10 protein-coding genes and 1 pseudogene are annotated in these 16,072 nt (G+C 69.4%); 3 read left to right on the top strand and 8 right to left on the bottom strand.

The window, feature by feature from the left end:
• On the bottom strand, positions 1 to 1,345 hold a 1,345-nt coding region (locus JNW91_RS05060), incomplete at its 3' end, for an ABC transporter substrate-binding protein (RefSeq protein ID WP_238424392.1).
• 368 nt (positions 1,346 to 1,713) lie between these two features.
• Here JNW91_RS05060 and JNW91_RS05065 point away from each other — a divergent pair.
• On the top strand, positions 1,714 to 2,739 hold the full coding sequence (locus tag JNW91_RS05065; protein ID WP_203173767.1) for a LacI family DNA-binding transcriptional regulator: 1,026 nt from the start codon (positions 1,714 to 1,716) through the stop codon (positions 2,737 to 2,739).
• A gap of 71 nt (positions 2,740 to 2,810) precedes the next feature.
• On the top strand, positions 2,811 to 3,773 hold the full coding sequence (locus JNW91_RS05070; protein ID WP_203173768.1) for a family 43 glycosylhydrolase: 963 nt from the start codon (positions 2,811 to 2,813) through the stop codon (positions 3,771 to 3,773).
• Between the two features lie 55 nt (positions 3,774 to 3,828).
• Here JNW91_RS05070 and JNW91_RS33830 read toward each other — a convergent pair.
• The 7 genes and pseudogenes from JNW91_RS33830 to JNW91_RS05100 all read right to left on the bottom strand — a co-directional run bounded on the left by JNW91_RS33830 (position 3,829) and on the right by JNW91_RS05100 (position 11,932).
• Positions 3,829 to 6,002, bottom strand: a pseudogene (locus JNW91_RS33830) (RICIN domain-containing protein).
• A 293-nt stretch (positions 6,003 to 6,295) separates the two neighbouring features.
• A complete protein-coding gene (locus JNW91_RS05080) occupies positions 6,296 to 7,147 on the bottom strand; it encodes a sugar phosphate isomerase/epimerase family protein (RefSeq protein WP_203173769.1) in 852 nt (283 codons plus the stop codon).
• Between the two features lie 6 nt (positions 7,148 to 7,153).
• A complete protein-coding gene (locus JNW91_RS05085; RefSeq protein WP_309244241.1) occupies positions 7,154 to 8,335 on the bottom strand; it encodes a substrate-binding domain-containing protein in 1,182 nt (393 codons plus the stop codon).
• Between the two features lie 11 nt (positions 8,336 to 8,346).
• Positions 8,347 to 9,024 carry an ABC transporter permease gene (locus JNW91_RS05090; protein ID WP_309244242.1) on the bottom strand — a complete coding sequence of 226 codons (678 nt, stop codon included), beginning with the start codon at positions 9,022 to 9,024 and terminating at the stop codon, positions 8,347 to 8,349.
• Between the two features lie 29 nt (positions 9,025 to 9,053).
• Entirely contained in the window at positions 9,054 to 9,329 is a 276-nt protein-coding gene (locus tag JNW91_RS31870) for a hypothetical protein (protein WP_238424387.1), read from the bottom strand.
• Positions 9,330 to 9,331: 2 nt separating this feature from the next.
• On the bottom strand, positions 9,332 to 10,306 hold the full coding sequence (locus tag JNW91_RS05095) for an ABC transporter permease (RefSeq protein WP_203173770.1): 975 nt from the start codon (positions 10,304 to 10,306) through the stop codon (positions 9,332 to 9,334).
• A gap of 114 nt (positions 10,307 to 10,420) precedes the next feature.
• Positions 10,421 to 11,932, bottom strand: coding sequence for a sugar ABC transporter ATP-binding protein (locus JNW91_RS05100; RefSeq protein WP_203173771.1), 1,512 nt, complete (start codon positions 11,930 to 11,932; stop codon positions 10,421 to 10,423).
• A 524-nt stretch (positions 11,933 to 12,456) separates the two neighbouring features.
• Here JNW91_RS05100 and JNW91_RS05105 point away from each other — a divergent pair.
• On the top strand, positions 12,457 to 16,005 hold the full coding sequence (locus JNW91_RS05105; protein ID WP_203173772.1) for a ThuA domain-containing protein: 3,549 nt from the start codon (positions 12,457 to 12,459) through the stop codon (positions 16,003 to 16,005).
• Positions 16,006 to 16,072: the final 67 nt, after the last annotated feature.

Below are 16,072 nucleotides of genomic sequence, written 5' to 3' on the forward strand. Positions count from 1 at the left end.
CCCGGGCGCCGAAACTGTCGAAGTCGGCGGAGGACATCATCGACGCCTGGCTGTGGGCGCCCGGCAACGAGTGCGCCCAGCTCGCGCACCGGTGGCTCGCCGCGGCGAAGATGCCGCCGGTGGCGTTCGCGGTGAAGTCCACCGCGCCGTTCTCCGCGCCGAGTTGCTGCGACGCCTTCAGCGTCTCGGCCAGCACGCTGTTCGGGGCGGCGGCCGGCACCGGGAGGTCGCTCGGCCCGCCCGGGCTGGACCCGCCGACGGTGACCGCGATCTCGCGCGCCTTGGCGTTGGTGTGGGCCCAGTTCAGAAAGTAGGCGGCGGCGTCCGGGTGCTTGGCCTTCGCGGAGACGCCGAAGGTGTTCGGGGCGGACATGGCGACGTGCTTTCCACCGGCGGTTTCGGCGGGGAACAGGAAGAAGCCCACGTTGCCGGGCATCGACTTGTCGAGGTTGGCCGACTCCCAGTCGCCGTTGAACATGAACAGGCCGTTGCCCTTCTGGAACTCCCCCACCATGCCGGCGTAGTCCAGAGCGTTGGCGTCCTTCGGAAAGTAGCCGGCCTGGGCCCACTTCTGGATGGTCCGGGTGGCCTTCAACGCGGCCGGGGTGTCGAACGTGGCCCCCGGCTTCTGGAAGATCCAGTCGGCGACCTGGGTCGGATCGCCGAACTGGTTCTGCAACGCCTGGTGCGGGAAGTTGATGCCGGCGGTGTTCTTGTTGAACTGCACGATGGGCTGGACTCCGCTGGTCTTCGCCTTCGCCAGGAGCTGCTCGAACTCGGCGACGGTGGCCGGCGGCCGGGTCATGCCGACCTGGCTGGCCAGCTTCTTGTTGTAGAAGACGCCGGTCACGCTGTAGCCGAGCCCCATGCCGTACAGAGCGCCGGTGCCCCGGGTGTTCTCGCCGACCCGCAACTGCATGAGCTGGGAGGCGGGGAACTTGTCCCAGCCGTACGCGGTGAAGTACGGGTCGAGGTTTTTGAGCAGGTCGTCCTTGACCAGGTCGACCATGGTGGGGAGCCGGATGATGTCGGGCGAGTTGTCCGAGGCCATCACCCGCGGCGCGTTCTCCACGATCACCGTGAACTGGTCCTCGCGGATGTTGAACTTGACGTTCGAGTGCTGCTTGGAGAACTCGTCGGCCAGCGCCTTGGCGAGCGGGAAGCCGGTCTCGGCGTACATCTCCAGGGTGATCGGCGCCGTCCCGAGTTCCGTCTTGACGACCGCGTCGGACGTCGCGGTCGACGACCTGTCCGCGCCTGGCGCGCTGCAGGCCGTCGCGGCCATCCCGACGGCGAGCAGCGGGGCGAGGATCGCCATCCGACGTCGCGGGAACCTGGTCAACATTTCTGCCACTTCACGACTCCTTGACTCCTCCACGCGTCGCGCGGCCCCTGGCCGCGCGACGGTTTCACCGGGATCACCGCGGCCGGGCGAGCAGCCACGATGTGAATGTCGCGACCGGTCGCGCTGCCGCAGCACACGTGCCGTCCGCCTTGACCGAACGCGGCGACCGATGGCACCTCTCGGCGCGCCAAAAGTGGTCGCTAAACTGATTTAGCAGAGCATGCGCGTGGCACCGGAAGCTGTCAAGGACAAGTTGGCAACGGTCCGGAAACACCCGGTTCACACCCCGCCGGACGTGTCGCCGGGCGCCGACGCATCATGATGGGCAGGAGCGGCGCCCGTGGCACCGCGCCCGATTCGGAGGACTGATGGGCCGCAACAGAGCAACCCTGGCCGACGTCGCACGGCGAGCGGGGCTGTCCAAGACCGCCGCGTCGATGGTGCTCAACGGCAGGGAGGGCACCCGCCTCTCGGCCGACGCGCACCAGCGTGTGTTCGCCGCGGCGGAGGAGCTCGGCTACCGGCCCAACGTCGCCGCGCGCAGCCTGCGTACCCGCAAGACCGCGACCATCGCGTTCGTCTCCGACATCGTCGCCACCACCCGGTTCGCCGGTGACCTGATCCGGGGCGCACTCGACGCCGCTCGGGAACGGGACCACGTGCTGCTCATCACCGAGACCCAGGGCGATGCGACGTTCGAGCAGTACGCCATCGAGGCGATGCTCGACCGGCAGGTTGACGGCGTGATCTACGCCGCGATGGCGACCCGCCGGCTGACGGTGCCCCCGGCCATCCTGGGCGGTCCGGTGGTGCTGCTCAACGCCACCAGCGCCGACGACCTGCCGTGCGTGCTCCCCGACGACGACCGGGCCGGTCGTTCGGTCGCCGCCGCCCTGCTCGAGCACGGCCACCGCGACGGGATCGCCCTCATCGGTCGCAACCGCCTCAAGGAGGGCGATCCGGAGGTGTCGCTCGCCGCCGAGGCCCGCCTGCGCGGTATCCGGCAGGCGCTGGGCGAAGCCGGCGTCACCCTGCTGGCGGAGAGCTTCTGCACGGAGTGGCTACCCGAACACGGCTACGCCGCGATGCGCGGGCTCCTCAACCGGTCGCCCCGACCCAGCGCGGTCATCTGCATGAACGACCGCCTGGCCTTCGGCGCCTACCAGGCGCTCGGCGAGGCCGGGCTGACCGTCCCGGACGACATCTCGGTGATCTCGTTCGACGACGATCCGATCGCCGCGTGGCTGCGTCCGAGCCTGGCCACCACCGCGCTGCCGCACGAACAGATGGGACGGCGCGCGGTCGAGTTGCTCCTGGACGGCGCCGCGGCTGGCCCCGTGCTGGTGCCGATGCCACTGCGCCGACGCAGGTCCCTCGCGCCTCCGGCCGGATAGAACCCACCCACGGGCGTCGGGGCCTTCCGCCGCTCTCGCTGGCTAAAACGATTTAGTGTTAGGTTCCCGCCATGCTTCGTCTAGCCGACCACTGGGTGTGGGACAGCTGGTACGCGCGGGACGACGACGGCCTCTGGCACGTCTTCTTCCTCCGCGCGTCGCGCGCCCTGCACGATCCGCACCGCCGCCACCGCCGTGCCACGATCGGCCACGCCGTCTCCACCGACCTGCGCTCCTGGCGCCTGGTCGCCGACGCGGTGGTCCCCGCCGACGCTCCCGGCTGGGACGACCTGGCGACCTGGACCGGTTGCACGGTCCGCGGCCCGGACGGACGGTGGTACCTGTTCTACACCGGCGTCGGTCACGCCGAGGGCGGACTCGTCCAGCGCATCGGCGTGGCCGTCTCCGACGACCTGACCACCTGGCACCGCCACGGCACCGAGCCGATCGTGCAGGCCGACCCGACCTGGTACGAGCTCCTCGACACGGACCTGTGGTACGAGCAGGCATGGCGCGACCCGTGGGTCTTCCCCGACCCCGACGGCGAGGGCTGGCACATGCTCATCACCGCCCGCGCCAACACCGGTCCGACGAACACCCGGGGCGTGGTCGGCCATGCCACATCCCCCGACCTGCTGAACTGGACCGTGCGGCCACCGCTGTCGACACCGGCCGGATTCGGTCACCTCGAGGTGCCCCAGGTCGCGGTCGTCGATGGTCAGCCACTGCTGCTGTTCTCCACCGACGCCACCGCCAGCGCTCGGCGCGACGACCACCGGATCTGGGTGGCGACCGGCGAGACCGTGCGCGGCCCGTGGGACGTCGCGTCCGCCCGACCGTTCACCCACCCGCACCTGTACGCGCCCCGGCTGGTCGCCGGTCCCGCCGACGGCTGGTCCCTGCTCGGCTTCCTCGACCATGTCGACGGGGCGTTCGTCGGCGAACTCACCGACCCCATCCCCGTGCGGTACCGGGCCGACACCGGTTTGTCCGTGGCCACGGCGAGCGCCGGCGTGACAGCGCTGGGCGGATAGGCCGCAGGTGGGACGGGACGCCCACCCGGCGCGAGCCGGGCGGGCGTCCCCCGGCTCAGCTACGCAGCTGCCACTGCTGGTTCGTGCCTCCGTTGCACGACCAGAGGATGAGCTTCGTGCCGTTCGCCGTCCCGGCGCCGTTCGCGTCGAGGCAGAGACCCGAATGCACACCCGTGATCGTGCCGTTGGCGTTGATGGCCCACTGCTGGTTGGCCTGGCCGTTGCAGTCCCAGATCACCACCGTGGTGCCGTTGCTGGTGCCCTGCCCGGAGGCGTCCAGGCACTTGGTGCCGTAGACCATGAGCTGCCGGCTGGCGGTCGAGGTCCACCGCTGGTTGGTGCGCCGAGGCAGTCCCACAGCTGGGCCTGGGTGCCGTTGGTGGTACTGGACCCGCCGATCTCGGCACAGCGGCCCGACTGGACCCCCACGATCTGCACGTTCTGCGGGTTGGTGCTGCCGCCGCTCTGGACGCCGGCGGCGTTGATCACCGTCTGCGCGCCCGACGGCCAACTGCCGTTGGCGACCGTGACGTTTCCGTTGACGACGTTGCCGCGGTCGCCGTTGGTCACGTTCGTGCTGCCGTTGGTCGACCAGTTGTTGGTGACGGTGAAGTTGCCCATGTTCTCCGCGAACCAGTAGTTGGCGGTGGCCCAGGTGCCGGTGGAGGAGAACACGTTGTTGCGGGCGGTGTAGTAGCGCGAGCCCTCGTCGAAGTAGAGCCCGAACCAGCCGTTGGTCCGCAGGCAGTAGTTCTCGTTGATGGTTCCGCCCGGGTTCGCCGACAGCGTGTAGATGCATCCGCCGTCGGTCATCTGCTGCATGACGTCGTGCACGTAGTTGCCGATGACCTGGTTGTTGGCCGCGGTCGTGGCCGTCGAGTACCGCGGCTGGTAGTTGTACAGGCCCCGGTCGGCGTAGTGCTGGCTGCCGCCGGCGTCGTTGGCGCCCCAGCCGTAGCCGACCGACAGGCCGGTGTACGGCATGTTGTAGACCTCGTTGTGCGAGACCAGCGAGGTGTTGACGTAGGTCGTCAGGATCGAGACGACGCCCCGGTACTCCAGGCCGAGATCGTGCACCCGGTTGTTGCTGACGGTGATGTTGCGGTTGACCATCCGCTGGTCACCGGGGTGGTGGGCATCGGCGCGCACACCGCCGACCACGATGCCACCCGCGGAGTTGCGGGCGATCTCGGAGCGGGTGACGGTGATGTTGCTGGCTCCCAGGCCGACGCCGCTGGCGTGGGCGTTGGCGTCGTTGCCGATGCCGATGGCCGTCTGCCCGAGGTTGACGAACTGGGAGTCGCTGAAGGTGATGGTGTTGGCGGCGGAGACCTGCACGGCGGCGGGCATCTGGTTCCACTGCGGCCGGGTGGCCTCGAACAGGGGGCAACCCTCCTGGCAGGAGGTCAGCGCGTCGGACGGGCGGGCCCAGGTGCCGGTGATGTGCGCGCCGGTCTGCTGGTCGGCGAAGCCGTTGCTGCTGCTGGGGCCGAGCCAGCTGGTGCCGGTGAAGGTGATCCCGCTGAACGAGATGTGGTGCGCGGGCGCGTCGTAGGTGCCGCCGACGTTGACCAGGGACTGCAACTGCGGCAGCTCCACGCTGACGCTGCTCATGTTCTGCCCGGCGAGCGGGATGTAGTTGAGCTGGCCGCTGCCCGGATTGAGATACCACTCCCCCGGCGAGTCCAGGAACTCGTAGGCGTTGGCCAGGTAGAACGGACCCGCGCGGTGCGGGCGGGACAGCGTGTCGAACCCGAACGTGTTGTTGTTCCAGGCGGGCTGCTGCATCGTGAGGAAATTCCCGCTGATGCTCTGCACGGGCGAGTACCGGTCGGTGAACGAGCCGACGCTCTCCACCTCGACCCGGTTCTGGTTACCCAGGTTGTTGAGGTAGCTGAGCGCGCTGTTGCTGAACCGCATGCCGGTCGTGGTGAAGGTGAAGTCGGACCGGTTCACGGCGGTACGCGCCCGCGTGGCGACGGCGCCGTTGACGTAGAGCTGACGGCTGTCGAGCCCCGCTCCGACGTTGGCCCGCCAGATGTTCTTCCCGGAGTCGACGAGCGACCAACCGGTGACCGCCCGGGCGCCGGTGATCGTCGGACGGGCCGAGGCGGCCGCCCGCCAGATCACCTGGTAGCCGTTGTTGCCGGAGTCGGCCGCGGTCAGTCGCAGCGGCGCGGACAGGCGGTACGCGCCGTCGGCCAACTCCACGACGATGTCACCGGACATCGCCGCGTTTCGGGTCCGTACCGCGGCCTGCGCGGCGGTCAGGGAGCACGGTTGGCTGGCGGTGCAGGTGGAGCCGGTGCCGGAGGGTGACGCGTAGAGGGTGGTGGTGGCCGCGAGTGCCGGGGACGCCGAGGCGGTCACGGCGACCAGAGCGGTCAACGCTGTCGCCGCGGCGCCGGCCAGCAACCGGCGTGGGGACGATGGGGACGGGACGGGCACGGAACTGTTCTCCTGACGTGAGAGGGATGCGGGTGCCGCGCCTCGACGAGGCGGGTTCGGAGCGCGGCGGCGGGTCACGCGAGCACTTCCCGGAGGTAGCGCAGGCCGTCAGTGGCGAGACGGTCCTGCGAGGAGGCCAGTGGCCGCCAGATCGACGCGGCGGTGGCGATGGTCTCGTTCTCCGCCGTGAACGACTCGATGCAGACCGCGCCCTGGTAGCCGGTGTTCCGAAGGAAGGTGAAGAAGCGGGGCCAGTCGAAGTGGTCCGCGCCGGGAGCGCCCCGGTTGGTGCCGCTGACCTGGACGTGCTTGATGTGCTGGCCAGCGACGGAGAGGGCCGCGTAGGGATCGGCCTCCTCGATGTTCATGTGATAGGTGTCGATCATGATGCCGACGTTCGGCGGCAGACCGTCGATCAGCTCGACGGTCTGCTCGACGGTGTTGACGACGCTCGTCTCGTAGCGGTTCAACGCCTCGACACCGATGCTGACGCCCCACTCGCCGGCCTGCTCGGCCACCGGCGCCAAGGCCCGCCGGAAGTCCGCGTAGCAGGCCGCGCGGGCCGTCGGTGACATCCGCCAGGTGCGGCCAACCGCGGCGTACACGGGACCGCCGACACACGGCGCGCCGACGGCCGCCGCGCTCGCCACGCATCCCATGAGGTACGCGACGGTCGACTCCACGACGGCCGGGGCGGCGTCCACCAGGTCCCGACCGGGCGGGGTGACCGCGCACACGCCGGCCGCGACGAGGCCGTGCGCGGCCAGCAGATCCCGGGTACGGATCGGATCCCAGTCGCCGGGCTGCTCGATCGGCAGTTCGACCGCGTCGAAGCCGAACGACGCGATCCGTGGGATCAGCTCGGCGAGGGCCTCGTCGTCGACCGGCGAGGCCCACACCCAGGGGTTGACGCCGATGGCGTACACCGGAACCTACTTCCAGCGCTGGGGGTAACCGGGCAGGTCGGTGCAGCCGCACATCGCGTAGTGCAGCGGCGGCATGTTCGCGTCGAGATACCGGTCCAGGTTGTCCTGGGTGATGGTCGGCTGGGGCAGCTTCCAGGGGTTGGACACCTGCTGACCGTCGAGGATCCGCAGCGCGGCGATGATCGGCGTACGCCACTGGTAGGTCGGATAGGTCGGCGCGATCGCGGTGAGGTTCTTGTCCTTCCAGATCTTCAGGAAGTCGAGCTGGTCCTCGCCGTTGATCGGTGGCACGGGCTTGCCCGCGTCCTGGAACGCCTCGACCGCCGCGACGGCGACCGCTCCGGCGTCCATCCAGACGCCGTCGATGCTGCCGTACCGCTGGATGTAGTCGTCGACGATCTTCTTTGTCTTGGCCGGGTCGCCGTCGGTGAACTCGACCCCGACGACGTCCACCTTCGCCTTGTCGAACGCCATTTTCGCCGCCGACCAGCGGGTCTCCAGAACGTCGACGCCGGGCAGGATCCGCAGGGCGAGGACCTTCCCGCCGGGCTTCATCCGCTGGCTGACGAACTCGGCGCCGACGTGGCCGAAGCCGTAGCCGCCGATGGGGTTGATGAACGTCACCGGGCACTTCGTGTTGACGCCACGGTCGAAGACGACGACCGGCAGCCCCGCCTGGCAGGCCGCCTCGACGGCCGGCGTGAGCGTGGCGGTGGTGTTCGGCGAGACGATGAGTGCGTCGCAGCCCTTGCCGAGCAGGTCGTTGATGTCCGCGATCTGCTTCTGGTCCTTACCTTCGGCGTCGACGTGCACGAACTCCTTGATGCGACTGCGCTGCGCCTCGACCTCGGCCTGCATGGTCTTGAACCCGACCTGCCGCCACGGGTTGTTCAGGGCCGCGTTCGAGAAGCAGATCTTGTGTGGACCGCTCTTCTTGAACTTGGCGGTGTCCACCATCGTCGGGTTGAGCACCTGTTCCCACGGCTTCTCGGCCGGGCCGGTCGCGGCCGCGTCGAGCAGCGCGAGCTCTGCGTCGTAGTCGGCCTGCACGAAGAACTTCGACTGCTCCCCGGTGCCCGACCCGGCGGCCGGGGCACTGTCCGAGGGGCCCGCCGCCGGCTCGTCGGTGGCGCAGGCGGTGAGGGACAGCAGGGTGACGGCGGCCAGCGCCGCCATGGAACGTCGCACTATGTTTTCCCCTATCTCGACGAAGAACGGGTTGCCGAGACCGCCACGGCGAGCAGGATGATCGCGCCCTGGACGGTCGACCTGAGGGCGCCGGAGACGCCATAGAAATTCATGAGGGCGAACAGCAGTTCGAGGGTCAGCGCGCCGAGCATCGCCCCGACGACGGAGCCGCGACCTCCGCCCAACGCGACGCCGCCGAGGACGACCGCGGTGATCGCACCGAACTCCAGGCCCGCGCCGGCCTGGAACGACACCCCGCTGTAGCCGCCCAGGAGGATCGCCGCCACCGCCGCCGCGAGGCCGCTGAGGATGAAGGCGATGGTCCGGGTACGCCAGACCCGTACCCCGCTCAGCTCGGCGGTGCGCGGGTTGTCGCCGACGGCGACCAGCGTCCGGCCGAAGTCGGACCGCATGAGCAGCACGGCGAGCGCCGCGAGGACCAGCAGGACCAACAGGGCGTACGGCAGGCGGCCGAGCACCGGCACGTCCTCGACGGCCCGCCGGCCGAACCGCCGGAACTCCTCGGAGAGGCCACCCTTCGGGGCACCGTCGGACCACAGGTACACCGCGCCGACGAGGATCAGGAACATGCCGAGGGTGGTGATGAACGACGGCACCCGCAGTCGCGTCGTGATCAGACCGTTGACCAGCCCGACCACCGCCCCGAAGGCGAGCAGGAGCAGCACCACCGGCCAGGTGCGCGTCGGATCGCCGTCGATCAGCCGGGCGCGACGACCACCTGCGCGGTGACCAGCGAGCCGACGGAGAGGTCGAACTCGCCGGCGACGATCACGAAGTACTGGCCCGCGGCGAGCAGGATGATCGGCGCCGAACGGCCGAGGAACGACATCAACGACGGCGGGTCGAGGAAGTCGGGCTGCCGGAAGCCGACGAGCACCAGCAGCACCGCGAGGATCGTGAGGATCGGCAGGACCCCGCCGGGACGAACGTGCGTGCGGGGCAGCCACAGCGGACGGCGCTGGACGGTCTGCATGGTCAGGACGCCGCCTTTCGCAGGGCCCGGCGGGCGTAGACGGCGACCGCGGCGATGATGATGGCGCCCCTGATCACCTGCTTGAAGAAGGCGTCGACCTCGAGCTGGTTGAAGATGGCGTCGATGCTGGCGAGCAGCAGCACCCCACCGACGGTGCCGACGACGCCGCCGCGCCCACCGGCGAGGGCGGTACCGCCGATCACCACCGCGGCGATCGACTCCAGGTCGTACAGGCCCTCGGTGCCCACCCGTGGTGCGCCCGAGCCGAGTCGGCTGGCGAGGTAGATCCCGGCGAGGCCGGCACACAGCGAGCACAGCACGTGGGCGGTGACGAGGACCCGGTCGTTGCGGACGCCGGAGAGCCGGGCGACCTCCGGATCACCGCCGACGGCGACCAGGTGGTGGCCGAAGCGGGTCCGCGACAGCGCGAACCAGGCCGCCCCGGTCACGGCGACCAGCAGGACGAACGACAGTGGCACCGGACCGATCCGCTGGTAGCCGAGGGACTGCACGAGGGAGGGCGAGGTGGTGCCGGCCGGGCCGTCGTACCCGCTGTCGAGGTACCCCTTGAGCAGCAACCCGACGCCGAGGGTCGCGATGAACGCGTTGACCCGGAACTTCGTGACGAGCAACCCGTTGACCAGCCCCACGCCGGCGCTGACGGCGAGCGCCAGGCCGATCGCCGGCACCAGCGCGCCGTCGCTGCCGTTCATCGTCTCGGCCGCGACCAGGGTGCTGAGACTGATCACGTACGCGACGGAGAGGTCGAGCGAGCCGCCGAGGATGACCAGGGTCTGACCGACGGCGACGAGCCCGAGGCCCGCGGCCACGTGCAGCAGGCTGACTGTCGTGGACTGGTTGAACAGCTGACCGCCGTCGACCAGGACGACCAGCCAACCGACCGCGAGAGTGAGGGTGAGGGCCACGAACACGCCCGGTACGGGGCGTCGGGCCGGCAGGAGCGACAGGGCGCTCACTGAGCCATCTCCGTTCGCGACTGCGGGGCTCGCAAACCCGACTCACTCCTCGCGCTCACTGAGCCATCTCCGTTCGCGACTGCGGGGCTCGCAAACCCGACTCACTCCTCGCGCTCACGCGGCCACCTCCCGTACGGCGCCGACCGCCAGGGCGACGACACCCTCCTCGGTCGCGCCGGCGGGCAGCTCGCCGGCGATCCGGCCGTCGCGCATGACGACGATCCGGTCGCTCATCCCCAACAGTTCCGGCAGGTCGGACGAGATCATCAGCACGGCCGCGCCGTCGCGGGCCAGGCGGCGGACGAGATCGTGGATGGCCGACTTCGCTCCCACGTCGATGCCCCGGGTCGGTTCGTCGAAGAGCAGGATCCGCGGGCTGAGTGCGAGCCATCGGGCCAGAACGACCTTCTGCTGGTTGCCGCCGGAGAGGAAGCGGATCTCCTGGTCGTCACCGGCGGCGCGGACCTCCACGGCGGCGAGCAGCTCACGGACCCGAGCCGTCCGGTTGGCACGGCCGGACCGGGCCGCGAAGACAGCCCGGCTGGCGAGCAGCGCGTTGTCGAGCACCGACTGCCGGGGCACGATGCCCTCGCCCTTGCGGTCCTCGGTCACGTAGGCGATGCCGGCCCGCATCGCGGTGCGTGGGGAGCGCAGCCGTACCGGTCTGCCGTCGAGCGTGACGTCACCGGTCGTGAACGGGGACACGCCGAAAAGCGCGCGAGCCAGTGCGGACCGCCCGGAACCCTGGAGGCCGCCGATGCCGAGCACCTCGCCGGCGCGCAACTGAAGGTCGACGCCACGTAGTTTCCGGTTGCCCGCGTCGCGGACGGCGAGTCGCACCGGGCCGAGGTCGTCGGGACCGGCCCGGTCGGGGTAGTAGCTGGACAGCTCCCGGCCGACCATGTGCCGCACCAGCTCGTCGGCAGTGGTGTCGGCGGTGTTCACGGTGGTGACCCGGCGGCCGTCCTTGAGGACCGTGATCCGCGTGGACAGGTCGAAGACCTCCGCGAGCCGGTGCGAGACGTACAACAGGCCGATGCCCCGCTCCTGGAGTCGGCGCACCAGCCCGTAGAGCAGCTCGACCTCGTGGTCGGCCAGCGACGCGGTCGGCTCGTCCATGATGAGCAGGCGTGCGTCCAGGGCGAGCGCCTTGGCGATCTCGACGACCTGCTGCTGCGCGACACCGAGTCGGCCCACCCGGGCGTCGGCCGGCAGGGCGGTCTCCCCGATCGAGGCGAGCAGGCGGCTGGTGCGGTCGAGCATTCCCCGACGATCGACCAGCCCGCGGCGGACCGGCTCGTGCCCCAGGTAGACGTTCTCCGCGACAGTGCGCTCCGGGAGCAGGTTGAACTCCTGGTGGATGATGCCGACTCCGGCCCGCTGCGCGTCACGCGGTCCACGGAACACCCGTGGTTCACCGGCGAGTTCGACGCTGCCCTCGTCGGGCGCGTACCCGCCCGACACGATCTTCATGAGGGTGGACTTACCGGCCCCGTTCTCACCGACGACGGCATGGACCTCGCCGGGCGCGACATCGAGGTCGACACCGTCGAGAACGCGTACCCCGAGGAAGGACTTGCCGATGCCCCGAAGGGTGAGAAGCGGCGTCGGCGGTGGGTCTGACATCCCGAAAGCCCTCACAGACAGTAGTTATTGACAAGATTCAATGCCACACTACGGCGACTTCGGGACGCTGGACATCAAACTTTCGTAGGAACAGCGGCGGCTTACGTTCGCGCGTCGAAAACATTCTCTTGACATCGGCGAAACATCACACGTATGAAGATAGATGTTTGAATGCGGGTCCGCAATCCTCGATCGAGGCCGACTGCCAGGCCGGCCCTTGATCAGCAGCGTCACCGCAGCAAGGGAGCCGACCACGGCCGTCGTCCACCGGGCAGGACATCGGACGTTACGTACGTTGATTGACAGACATCTATCTCTAGTTCATCCTGACCTCGTGGGCCCCGAGACGAGAACCACGGCCATCATCACGCTGTGTGACGTCCTGCCGGTCTAACTGCCGTTTCGGCGAACGGCACGAGGACAGCCCAGCGCGCGCTCGTGCCCACTCACGCGTCCAGGCACAACCTGACGCAGCGTGGGGCCCGTGGTCGCAATCCCTACGCTCGCCCAACCTAGGAGACGGCATGCGTCGCAACACATTGCTCATCTCAGTGATCGCCGGCCTGTTGCTGGCGCTCGGACTCGCACCACCCGCGTCGGCGGCCCCCGCCTTCCGCGCCCTGCTGTTCACCAAGACCGCCGGCTACCGGCACGACTCGATCCCCGCCGGGATCGCGATGTTCCAGCAGCAGGCGGCGGCGAACAACTTCGAGCTGGTGCAGACCGAGGACGCGAGCGTCTTCACCCCGGCCAACCTCGCGACCTTCGACGTCCTCATCATGTTCCAGACCTCGGGCATGGTCTGGACCTCGGCGGCCCAACGCCAGGCCGTGGAGGGCTTCCTCGCCAGCGGCAAGGGCATCGTCGGCGTCCACAACGCCACCGACATGGGTATCGAGGCCGAGTACCCGTGGTGGGACCAGACCGTCAACGGCGGCGCCCACATGCCCGAGCACTCCCCCGGCGTGCTGCCCGGCACCGCCATCGTCGCCGACAAGCAGCACCCGTCGACGACTGGCCTGCCGGACCGCTGGAACCGCAGCGAGGAGTGGTACAACTTCGACACCAACCCGCGCGGCAACGTGCACGTCCTGGTGACCGCCGACGAGCGCACGTACAACCCGGGATCCCGGGCGATGGGCCCGGACCACCCGATCTCGTGGTGCCGCAACGCGGGCGGCGGACGAGTGTGGGCCACCGCGATGGGCCACGCGATCGATTCCTACAGCGAGACGAACTTCCGCAACCACGTCCTCGGTGGCGTCCGGTGGGCCGCCGGCAACGCCCCCGGAGACTGCGGCGGCACGGTGTGGGGCAACTTCGAGAAGCGCACCCTCGACGACAACACCGTCGACCCGATGGCGCTGGCCGTGGCACCGGACGGACGGGTCATCTACGTCCAGCGCGGCGGACAGGTGAAGATCTTCAAGCCGTCCACCAACAGCACCGTGACCGCCGGCACGCTGAGCGTCTACACCGGCGGCGAGGACGGTCTCACCGGCATGGCGCTGGACCCGAACTTTGCCAGCAACGGGTACGTGTACCTGTACCACTCGCCGGCGAGCAGCACGACTGACGTCAACCGCGTCTCCCGCTACACGCTCACCGGCGACACGCTGAACATGTCCAGCGGTGTGACGATCATCGACATCCCCGCGTACCGGGACCGCACCTTCCCGGAGCCCGGCCACACCGGCGGGTACATCGAGTTCGGACCGGACGGCAACCTCTACATCGGCACCGGTGACGACACGCCGCCGAACCTCGACCCCAACTGGCAGGGTTACGCCCCGCTGGACTGGCGGTCGGGCAAGTCGAACCTGGACGCCGCCCGGACCGCCGGCAACACCAACGACCTGCGCGGCAAGTTGCTCCGCATCCGCCCCGGAGCCAGCGGCAGCTACACCATCCCGACGGGCAACCTCTACCCCCAGGGTACGGCGCAGACCCGGCCGGAGATCTACGCGATGGGCTTCCGCAACCCGTTCCGCTTCTCGATCGACCCGGCCAACGGCTGGGTCTACCTGGCCGACTACGGGCCGGACCGCAACCCACCGACCACCAACCGCGGCCCCGAGGGCCTGGTCGAGCTGAACGTGATCAAGTCGCCCGGCAACTACGGCTGGCCGTTCTGCCACGGCGACAACCAGCCCTACGCGCCGTTCAACCCGGACACCGGCGTCGTCGGCGCGAAGTTCAACTGCAACGCACCGGTCAACAACTCGCCCAACAACACCGGCCTGGTCAACCTGAAGCCGGTCGTCGCACCCAACATCTGGTACGGCTACGGCACCTCACCGACCTTCCCGGAGCTCGGCTCCGGCGGCTCGGCGCCGATGGGCGGTCCGGTCTACCGGTACGACGCGGCGAACCCGTCCGCGACGAAGTTCCCGCCCTACTACGACGGCGTCCACTTCTTCTACGAGTGGTCGCGCAGCTACGTCAAGGAGGTGCACTTCGACTCCGCAACGGCAGTGACACGTACCAACCCGTTCCTGCCGGCGGGGCGGTTCAACAAGCCGATGGACATGGAGTTCGGCAAGGACGGCTCGCTCTACCTGCTGGAGTGGGGCACCAACTTCGGCGGCGGCAACAGCGACTCCGGGCTCTACCGGATCGACTACATCCAGGGCGGCCGGTCGCCGATCGCCAAGGCCACCGGTACGCCCACCAGTGGCAGTGCTCCGCTCACCGTCCAGTTCAGCAGTGCGGGCACGGCCGACCCGGACCCCGGCAACACGCTCAGCTACCAGTGGACGTTCGGCGACGGCACCACCTCGACAGCGGCCAACCCGTCCCACGTCTACACCGCCAACGGCAACTACACGGCGCAGTTGAAGGTCACCGACAACACCGGCAAGACGGGCTTCGCCAACGTCCAGATCACCGTCGGCAACACCGCCCCGGTCGTCACCATCACCACACCGGGCAACGGTGGCATGCTCACCTTCGGTGACCGGGTGCCGTACCAGATCACCGTCTCCGACCCGGGGGGCGCCGCCATCGACTGCACCAAGGTGTTCCTCAACCCGGCGCTCGGTCACGACGACCACGCGCACGAGACCACCGAGTACCCGGGCTGCTCGGGCACCATCTCCACCGACCTGCTCGGCGGGCACCCCGACGGCGCCAACCTGTTCTACGTGCTGAACGCGCGGTACACCGACAACGGGGGCAGCGGCGGTGCGGCCCCGCTCACCGGTACCGCGCAGGTGATCCTCCAACCGAAGCACAAGCAGGCCGAGTACTTCAGCAGCCAGTCCGGTGTCCGGGTCGTCGAGCAGGCCGGCGCGGAGAGCGGCAAGCGGGTCGGAGACATCTCCAACAACGACTGGATCGCGTTCACGCCGATGAGCCTGTCGGGCATCACGAACGTCAGCTACCGGCTGTCGTCGCCGTCCGGTGGCGGCTCGATCGAGCTGCGCGCCGGCTCGCCGACCGGCACCCTGCTGGCCACCACACCGGTGCCCAGCACCGGTGGTTGGGACAACTACCAGTCCACGCCACCGGTCAGCGTCTCCGCTCTCGCCGGGACACAGACGCTCTACATGGTGTTCAAGGGCAGCACGGCCAACTGGTTCGACCTCGACTCGCACACCTTCGGCGGCGCCGGCGTCGGCGTACCCAGCACCGACGGCGGTTTGGCGGGCCGGACCTGGACGGTCACGGCGCAGCACAGCGGAAAGCTGATGGACGTCAGCGGCGTCTCCACCGCCGACGGCGCTCAGATCAACCAGTGGGCGGCGACCGGTGGCAACAACCAGAAGTGGCAGGCCGTCGACGCTGGTAGCGGTGCGGTCTACCTCAAGGCCGTCCACAGCGGCAAGTGCGTCGAGGTGATCGGCGGCTCGACCGCGGCGGGTGCCTTCCTCCAGCAGGCCACCTGCAACAACAGCAACCAGCAGAAGTTCACCACGACGGCCACGGGGACGTCCGGGGTGTACACGGTGCGCAACGTGCTCAGCGGGCTCTGCGTGGACGTCAACGGCGCCGCCACCACCGACGGCGCGCGCCTGGTGCAGTGGACCTGCCACAGTGCCGCCAACCAGCAGTGGCGGTTCACCCTGGCGTGACGCAACCGCGGCCACCGCGGTAGCCAGCCACGGTCGGGACCGGCGTCCGACGAAACGGAGCCGGTCG

The organism is Micromonospora parastrephiae, assembly GCF_016802865.1.
Lineage (GTDB): Bacteria > Actinomycetota > Actinomycetes > Mycobacteriales > Micromonosporaceae > Micromonospora > Micromonospora parastrephiae.

What these genes read in the sequence shown, in the direction of transcription:
- JNW91_RS05065 (WP_203173767.1), top strand. Translation starts at nt 1,714, where the DNA reads ATGGGCCGCAACAGAGCAACCCTGGCCGACGTCGCACGGCGAGCGGGG.
- JNW91_RS05070 (WP_203173768.1), top strand. Translation starts at nt 2,811, where the DNA reads ATGCTTCGTCTAGCCGACCACTGGGTGTGGGACAGCTGGTACGCGCGG.
- JNW91_RS31870 (WP_238424387.1), bottom strand. Translation starts at nt 9,329, where the DNA reads ATGCAGACCGTCCAGCGCCGTCCGCTGTGGCTGCCCCGCACGCACGTT.
- JNW91_RS05100 (WP_203173771.1), bottom strand. Translation starts at nt 11,932, where the DNA reads ATGTCAGACCCACCGCCGACGCCGCTTCTCACCCTTCGGGGCATCGGC.
- JNW91_RS05105 (WP_203173772.1), top strand. Translation starts at nt 12,457, where the DNA reads ATGCGTCGCAACACATTGCTCATCTCAGTGATCGCCGGCCTGTTGCTG.